The 7,801-nt window shown below is 61.1% G+C and carries 6 protein-coding genes; all 6 read left to right on the forward strand.

The window, feature by feature from the left end; genetic code table 11:
- The first annotated feature begins 6 nt into the window (after positions 1-6).
- Positions 7-978: a hypothetical protein gene (locus P3C52_RS16325; RefSeq protein ID WP_275556003.1), complete on the forward strand. Its 972-nt coding sequence runs from the start codon at positions 7-9 to the stop codon at positions 976-978.
- A gap of 18 nt (positions 979-996) precedes the next feature.
- The gene (locus P3C52_RS16330) at positions 997-1,827 is read left to right on the forward strand and encodes a type VI secretion system accessory protein TagJ (RefSeq protein WP_275556004.1); all 831 of its coding nucleotides are present in this window, start codon (positions 997-999) and stop codon (positions 1,825-1,827) included.
- Positions 1,820-2,386 (forward strand): type VI secretion system baseplate subunit TssE, encoded by a 567-nt coding sequence (gene tssE / locus P3C52_RS16335; RefSeq protein WP_275556012.1) that lies wholly within the window; start codon positions 1,820-1,822, stop codon positions 2,384-2,386. Before P3C52_RS16330 ends, tssE begins: the two co-directional genes overlap by 8 nt.
- 2 nt (positions 2,387-2,388) lie before the next feature.
- Positions 2,389-4,263 (forward strand): type VI secretion system baseplate subunit TssF, encoded by a 1,875-nt coding sequence (gene tssF, locus P3C52_RS16340; protein WP_275556005.1) that lies wholly within the window; start codon positions 2,389-2,391, stop codon positions 4,261-4,263.
- Positions 4,260-5,300 (forward strand): type VI secretion system baseplate subunit TssG, encoded by a 1,041-nt coding sequence (tssG, locus tag P3C52_RS16345; protein WP_275556006.1) that lies wholly within the window; start codon positions 4,260-4,262, stop codon positions 5,298-5,300. Before tssF ends, tssG begins: the two co-directional genes overlap by 4 nt.
- Before the next feature lie 53 nt (positions 5,301-5,353).
- A partial coding sequence (tssH, locus tag P3C52_RS16350; RefSeq protein WP_275556007.1) for a type VI secretion system ATPase TssH occupies positions 5,354-7,801 on the forward strand: 2,448 nt, incomplete at its 3' end.

Raw genomic sequence — 7,801 nt, forward strand, 5'->3', positions numbered from 1 at the left:
AACGTTATGAAATACTGGTTAACCGGCGCGTTAACGCTGCTGATCGCCTCCAGCGCCTGGGCGGAAAATTACAACATCGCCTCTTCCCGCTCGAAAAATCTGGATGTCTGGATCGATAACGTCAAAAGCCAGCAGGCAGAAGACTGGTGTGCGCCTCAGGTGCCGCTGCGTATTGTGCTGAAAGGCCAGCATTCGCCTGCGGTGCTGGAGGATTTCCTGCCGAAGGTCGGCGCGCTGATGGTGCGCGCGTGCGGCAGCAAGCTGACCACGCTGAACTGGCACACCGAAGACGCGGCAGGGAAAAAGCTGGCGCAGGGCAGCGCGGACAAAGCCAGCGGCTGGAAGGTCACGATCGCGCCCGAAGCGCCGCAAAACGTCGCCCCGGCTGAAACGCCCGCGGTAAAGCCGGAAGATCTCTCGCCGCCGGCGGATACCACGCCGTGGCTGCAGTTCAGCCTGCTTGACGGCTGCCATTTCCGTACCTGGTGGAGCGATGACGATCGCGTCGGTGCGCTGTTTGTCCCGGCAAAAGAGGGCATGAAATGCGGTGCCGACGGCTGGTTAAGCGGGCAGGGCCAGCTGACGCGCGTCGAACACGGCGGCGCGAAAAATATCGCCGTGACGTTCCTGCAGGGCTTCCCGGTGCTGGGGCTGGCGGCGAAAAGCGATAAGCGCGGCCTGCAGATGACCACCGTCAATCATGAGCGCATGGTGCTGGCCGACGAACGTTCGCCACAAAGCTGGCTGATTCTGCCGTGGTCGAACGATCTTAACGGCTGGCAGGCGACCGGCACCGTGGCGGTTCAGATAAGCCAGACGGAAGCCAGCGATGAAGCCGCGTTGAAAGCGCGCCTGAATGAAGTGCGCAAAGTGTGGATACCTTATGTTAACCACGCGGCGCTGACCATTCAGCTGGTCGATGAGCTACATCCGCAGCTAAAAGATCCGGCGGCAGGCGCCTGGCGCACCATTAAATAACTCGCAAAAGGAAGCGCTATGCACTCTTTAAACCAACTGCTGGCGGGCGGCTCGCTCAATGAAACCCTGGCGCGCGTCGAGTCGCAGCTCAAAGCGGCTCCGGCCGATGCCGATTTGCGCGCGGCTTTTGTGCAGCTGCTGTGCCTGGCGGGCAACTGGACGCGGGCGCAAACCCAGCTGAAATCCTGGGAGGCGCTTAAGCCTCAGGCGCAGCCGACCGTCACGCTGCTGAATCAGGCGATTCACGGCGAATTACAGCGGGCGGTGGTGTTCGCCGGCGAAGGGCAGCCGCGTCTGCCGGGCGCTGCATACGGCTGGGCAGAATCACTGTTCGCTGCTTTGCAGGCGGATATTCAGGGCGAACGGATGCAGGCGCAGGCGTTACGCCAGGCCGCGCTGGACGCTGCCGCGCTCAATCCCGGTAGCGCGCTTGAGCAGGGCAGCGAGCAGGCACAGCTTTTTGACTGGCTGATCGACGGCGATGCGCGACTTGGCCCGATCTGCGAACTACTGGTAAACGGCAGCTATTTCTGGGTGCCGTTCAGCGCCATCGCCGAAATGCGCTTTCAGGCGCCCGCCAGCGTCACGGATCTGGTCTGGCGGCACACGCTGGTGCGGCTGGTGGACGGATCTGAGCTGGTGTGTCAGGTGCCGGTGCGCTATCCCTTCGCGGCGGACGCCGACGACAACCTGCGGCTGGCGCGCCTGACCGACTGGCAGCCGCTGGACGACGCGCAGCAGCACTATATCGGCCACGGGCAAAAGGTCTGGCTGAACGATAGCCTGGAATTTTCTCTGCTGAGCCTGGAGACGCTGAGCTTTGTCGCCAGCGATCTGGCCGATGCGTAATACACCGATGACCGACGGCGACGATCAGCTACGCGGCGGCTATCGCCTGCGTAAAGATGCCTCGCTTAACGTGCGCGATAAGCTGCAACCTTCGCTGCTGGATCGCCTGACGGACGATGAGCCGGACAAACGTGAGGAGAGCGTCAGCCAGCGGCTCATTTCGCACAGCACGCTGAGGCGGCATGTACTGCGCGACCTGCAATGGCTGTTTAACACCATTAACAGCGAGGCACAGCATGATCTGGCGCCGTTTAGCCAGGTACGGCGTTCGGTGCTGGACTTTGGCGTCGCGCCGCTGGCCGGGCAACGCATGTCCGATATTGAGTGGCACGATATCCAGCGCAAGCTGACCGAAGCGATTATCAACTTCGAGCCGCGCATTCTGCCGCAGGGTTTGCAGGTACGCTGCATCTCCGATACCCGCTCACTCAATCTGCATAACGTGCTGTCGATTGAAATCAAAGGGCGCCTGTGGTGCGTGCCTTATCCGCTGGAGTTTCTGTTCCGCACCGATGTGGATCTGGAAAACGGCAATTTTGAGTTAAAAGATGTAGGTTAAGCATGGACAGTAAACTGCTCGAATACTACAACCGTGAGCTGGCGTACCTGCGTGAAATGGGCGAGGAGTTTGCGGAGCGCTATCCGAAAGTGGCCGGGCGTCTGGGTATGCACGGCATCGATGTCGCCGATCCTTACGTTGAACGCATGATGGAAGGCTTCGCCTTTTTGACCTCACGCGTGCAGCTCAAAATGGACGCGGAGTTTCCGCGCTTTTCGCAGCGTTTACTGGAGATGATTGCACCGGGTTATCTGGCGCCTACGCCGTCAATGGCGATTGCCGAACTCCATCCTGACAGTAAAAAAGGCGATATTAACCGCGGCTTTCTGGTGCCGCGCGGCACCATGATGGACAGCCAGCTGCTGAAGAAAAACGGCGTTACCTGCAGCTACGCTACGGCGCACGACGTTACGCTGCTGCCGCTGACCATTAAACAGGTTGAGCTGGGCGGCATTCCGGCGGATATTCCGCTGGGACAAATGGGGCTGAGCCAGCGCGGCGCAGTCAGTGCGCTGCGTATCCGGCTGAGCTGTGAGCCTTCCACCACGCTGGATCATGTGGATTTCGACCAGTTGGTTTTCTTCCTGAGCGGCCCCGATATTGAAGCCTTAACGCTGCTGGAGTTGCTGATGCAGCATACGGTCGGCATCTTCTGCCAGACGGTCGGCGCAGAGCCGCGTCGCCAGGTACTCAGCGACGATGCCCTGAAACAGGAAGGCTTTGCGCCGGATCAGGCGCTGCTGCCGGACGATTTGCGTAACTTCGACGGTTATCGCCTGCTCCAGGAATATTTCGCTTTTCCGGCACGCTTCCAGTTTATCAGCATCAGCCAGCTACGCCCGCTGCTGGCGCAGGCCGACGGCGAGCGCGAATTCGAAATTGTACTGCTGCTGGATAAGGCGGACGCCGCGCTGGAGCGCGTGGTGGACAGCAGCCATCTGGCGCTGCACTGCACGCCGGTGATTAACCTGTTTCCCCGCGTAGCCGAGCGTCAGAAGCTCAGCGAAAGCAGTCATGAATATCATCTGGTGGTCGATAATATTCGCCCGCTGGACTATGAGATTTACGCGGTACAGAAGCTGTACGGCGCGCGGGACGGCCAGCGTGAAGAGCAGATTTTCCGCCCTTTCTGGAGTACCTACAGCCGCGACGACGGCAACTACGGCGCCTATTTTTCCCTGCGGCGCGAACAGCGCACGCTGTCGGAACATGCTCAGCGCTACGGCACGCGCACCGGCTATGTCGGATCGGAAGTTTTCCTCTCGCTGGTGGATGAACAGCATGCGCCCTGGCGCGACGATTTGCGCTATGTCACCGCCGAGGTGTTGTGTACCAGCCGCGATCTGCCGTTGATGCTGCTTCAGCAGGATCGGCAGGGCTTTAAGCTACCGGATTCGGTGCCTGCCGCCGGATTGACGATGCGTAAAGGGCCAACGCCGCCGCGTAAGGCGCTGGCGGAAGGGATGGCAACCTGGCGCTTAATCAGCCACTTACAGATGAACTATCTCAGCCTGATGGACAGTAACGATGGCGAAGGGGCTGCCGCGTTGCGCCAGATGCTGGGACTTTACGCCAACCTGGCGGAAGCACCGGTGGCGCGCCAGATTGAAGGCATTCGCCACTGTCGGCTGCGTCCGGTGCATCGGCGCGTGCCGGAGCCTGGCCCGATTGTGTTTGCGCGCGGCATCGGCATCGAGCTGACGGTAGACGAGCAGGCGTTTTCCGGCAGCAGCCCGTGGCTGTTCGGCAGCGTGCTGGAGCGCCTCTTTTCGCGGCTGGTCGCCAGCAACAGCTTTACCGAAATGACCTTAATTAGCCAGCAGCGCGGCGAAGTGGGCTACTGGCCGCCGCGCATGGGTAAAAGGGCGTTGATATGAAGCCGACGGTGCGTATTGCGCAGCGCCTGCCGGAAAATTTCTGGCACGGCTTAATGCAGGCGCCCTGGCGCTACGATCTGTTTCAGTTGCTGCGGCGTCTCGATGCGCAGGGCGGTGAAAGATATCCGCTGGGACGGGCGCCGCTGCCGCGCCATGAACCGCTGCGCATTGGACAGACGCCCTCGCTGGCCTTTGCACCGTCAACGCTGGCGGCGGTCAGCGCGCGTGAAGGAAGTTCGCTGCACGATGTATCGATTTTGAGCTTTGGCCTGTTTGGACCGAACGGGCCGCTGCCTATCCATATGACGGAACATGCGCGGGCGCGACTTTATCATCATCAGGATCCCAGCCTGACCGCCTTCGCCGACCTGTTTCATCACCGGCTGTCGCTGCTGTTTTATCGCGCCTGGGCCGATGCCCAGCCAACGGTATCGCTCGATCGCCCGGACGGCCGGCGTTTCGAACACTATCTTGCCAGCCTGATCGGTATGGGCCAGCCTGCCCAGTGCGCTCAGGGCAGCCTGAGCGAACATGCGCGCCTGATGTTGTCGGGCCATCTCAGCCGTCATGGACGTGATGCGGAAGGGCTGGAAAAAGTGTTGCGCTGCTACTTCGATGTGCCGGTGCGTATCGAGCAAAACGTCGCGCAATGGCTGCCGCTGGATAAGCGTGAGCGCGCCCGTCTGGGGGCGGGGCGGCAGAGGCCGCGTCTCGGCGAATCCGCTTTTTTAGGCGTCGCGGTGCGCGATGTTCAGCACAAGCTGCGTATTGAAATCGGCCCACTGTCGCTGGCGCGTTATCGTGAGTTTTTGCCGGGCGAGCCGCAGGCCGACGCGCTACGTGACTGGGTGCGCCAGTATCTGGGCATTGAATATGTCTGGGAGGTGCGATTGCTGTTAGCCAGCGATGAAGTACCAGGCGCGACGCTTGGCGGTCAGGGCCGGCTGGGCTACAGCGCCTGGCTGGGCCAGCAGCCGATTCCCAGGCCGCGCGGTGATTTAATCTTTAGTCCTGAGCCGACCGAACGGCTGCAATAGCCATCTGTCCGTCGTTTACCGCTTTACCTTTAACCTATCCGTCAGAGAGCATCATGTCAGAAATCAGCCGCGCCGTACTGTTCGGCAAACTGAACACGCTATTATTTACCTCGCTGGAGAGCGCGACGGCCTTTTGTAAGCTGCGCGGCAACCCGTATGTGGAACTGGTTCACTGGCTGCATCAGCTGATGCAGCATCAGGATGGCGATCTGCAGCAGCTGATCCGCCATTTCTCGCTCGATGAGGAGGCGCTGACGCGCGATATTGTCGCGGCGCTCGATCGTCTGCCGCGTGGCGCCAGCGCGGTTTCCGATCTGTCGGAGCATATCGACAGCGCGGTGGAGCGCGCCTGGGTTTACGGCTCGCTGAAGTTTGGCGTAACGCAGATCCGTGGCGGCCATCTGCTGATTGGCATCCTGAAAACCTTCAACCTCGCCAACGTGCTGAAAAGCATTTCGCCGCAGTTTAGCTGCCTGAGCGCCGATCTGCTGATCGCGCAGTTCGATACGCTGTTTGCCAACAGCAAAGAGGCTCAGCTGGCCAGCGCACAGCCGGAGAGCGCGGTTGCCGCACCGCAGCAGCAGGGCACGCTGGCGCAGTATGCGCAGGATCTGACGGCGCGCGCGCGCGACGGCAAAATCGATCCGGTCGCCGGACGCGATGAAGAGATCCGCCAGATGGTGGATATTCTGATGCGCCGTCGCCAGAACAATCCGTTGCTGACCGGCGAAGCGGGCGTGGGCAAAACGGCGGTGGTGGAAGGGCTGGCGCTACGTATTGCCGCCGGAGACGTGCCGCCGCCGTTGCGCGATGTGCAGCTGTGGCTGCTGGATATTGGCCTGCTGCAGGCGGGCGCGGGAATGAAAGGCGAGTTCGAGGCGCGTTTGCAGGCGCTGATTAATGAAGTACAGTCCAGCCCGACGCCGATTGTGCTGTTTATTGATGAGATCCACACGCTGGTGGGCGCGGGCGGCCAGCAGGGCACCGGCGATGCCGCCAACCTGTTGAAACCGGCGCTGGCGCGCGGTCAGCTGCGTACCATCGGCGCGACTACCTGGGCGGAATATAAAAAGTATATCGAGAAAGATCCAGCGTTGACGCGTCGCTTCCAGACGGTGCAGGTTCACGAGCCGGATGAGGAAAAAGCGCTGCTGATGCTGCGCAGCACCGTCAGCACGCTGGAGAAACATCATCGCGTACTGCTGCTGGATGAAGCGGTAAGCGCGGCGGTCAAACTGTCGCACCGCTATATTCCGGCGCGTCAGCTGCCCGACAAAGCGGTGGCGCTGCTTGATACCGCCTGCGCACGCGTGGCGGTCAGCCAGGGCGCGCAACCGCCGCAGCTGGAAGATTGTCTGCACCGTATCGCCGCGCTGGAAATCGAGCGTGAGATTGTCGAACGCGAAGCAAAGCTATCGGGCGGCGACAGCGAACGTCTTGCGCAGCTCGACGCGCAGCTTGCTGCACTGGCACAGGAGCGAGAAGGCCTGACGGCGCGCTGGCAGCAGGAGCGGGAACTGGTCGATGCGATCATTGCGCTGCGCGCTGCGCTACATAGCGCTGAGACGAGCGATCCCGCGCCGTTGCAGCAGCAGCTGGCGGAAAAGCAGCAGGCGCTGAATGCTCTGCAGGGCGAAACGCCGCTGCTGTTTGCGGCGGTGGACAGCAATGTGGTTGCGGCAGTGGTCTCCGACTGGACTGGCATTCCGCTGGGGCGCATGGTGAAAAACGAGATTGAGGCGGTGCTGAATCTGGCCGATACGCTTAACGCGCGCGTCATTGGACAGCGTCACGGGCTGGATATGATTGCCCGCCGCGTGCGCACTTCGCGGGCGCGCCTCGACGATCCCAATAAGCCGGTGGGCGTTTTTATGCTGTGCGGGCCGTCCGGCGTCGGCAAAACTGAAACCGCGCTGGCGCTGGCGGAGTCGCTGTACGGCGGCGAGCAGAACATTATTACCATCAATATGAGCGAGTTCCAGGAAGCGCACACCGTTTCCACGCTGAAAGGCGCACCGCCGGGCTACGTCGGCTACGGTGAAGGCGGCGTGCTGACCGAAGCGGTGCGCCGTCGTCCCTACAGCGTGGTGCTGCTGGATGAGATCGAAAAGGCGCACCCGGACGTGCATGAAATCTTCTTCCAGGTGTTTGATAAAGGCTGGATGGAGGATGGCGAAGGCCGCCATATCGATTTCCGCAACACCATTATTATTCTGACCTCCAATGTCGGCACCCAGTTAATCAGCGCCATGTGCGCCGATCCCGATCTGATGCCGGAGCCGGAAGCGCTGGCTGGCGCGCTGCGCGGGCCGCTGCTGGAGGTCTTTCCGCCGGCTCTGCTTGGTCGATTGCTGGTTGTACCTTACTATCCGTTAAGCGATGCGATGCTGGCCGAGATTGTTCGCCTGCAGCTCAAACGTATCCAGCGTCGTCTTGCAGAGAATCACGCGATTATTTCGCATATTGATGAGAGCGTCATCGACCAGATTGTGCAGCGCTGC

It is taken from the genome of Mixta sp. Marseille-Q2659, from assembly GCF_940807255.1.
Taxonomy (GTDB): domain Bacteria; phylum Pseudomonadota; class Gammaproteobacteria; order Enterobacterales; family Enterobacteriaceae; genus Mixta.

Bases quoted from the DNA above. Each gene is read 5' to 3' on its own strand.
- P3C52_RS16325 (WP_275556003.1), top strand. From the start codon at position 7: ATGAAATACTGGTTAACCGGCGCGTTAACGCTGCTGATCGCCTCCAGC.
- P3C52_RS16330 (WP_275556004.1), top strand. From the start codon at position 997: ATGCACTCTTTAAACCAACTGCTGGCGGGCGGCTCGCTCAATGAAACC.
- tssE (WP_275556012.1), top strand. From the start codon at position 1,820: ATGCGTAATACACCGATGACCGACGGCGACGATCAGCTACGCGGCGGC.
- tssF (WP_275556005.1), top strand. From the start codon at position 2,389: ATGGACAGTAAACTGCTCGAATACTACAACCGTGAGCTGGCGTACCTG.
- tssG (WP_275556006.1), top strand. From the start codon at position 4,260: ATGAAGCCGACGGTGCGTATTGCGCAGCGCCTGCCGGAAAATTTCTGG.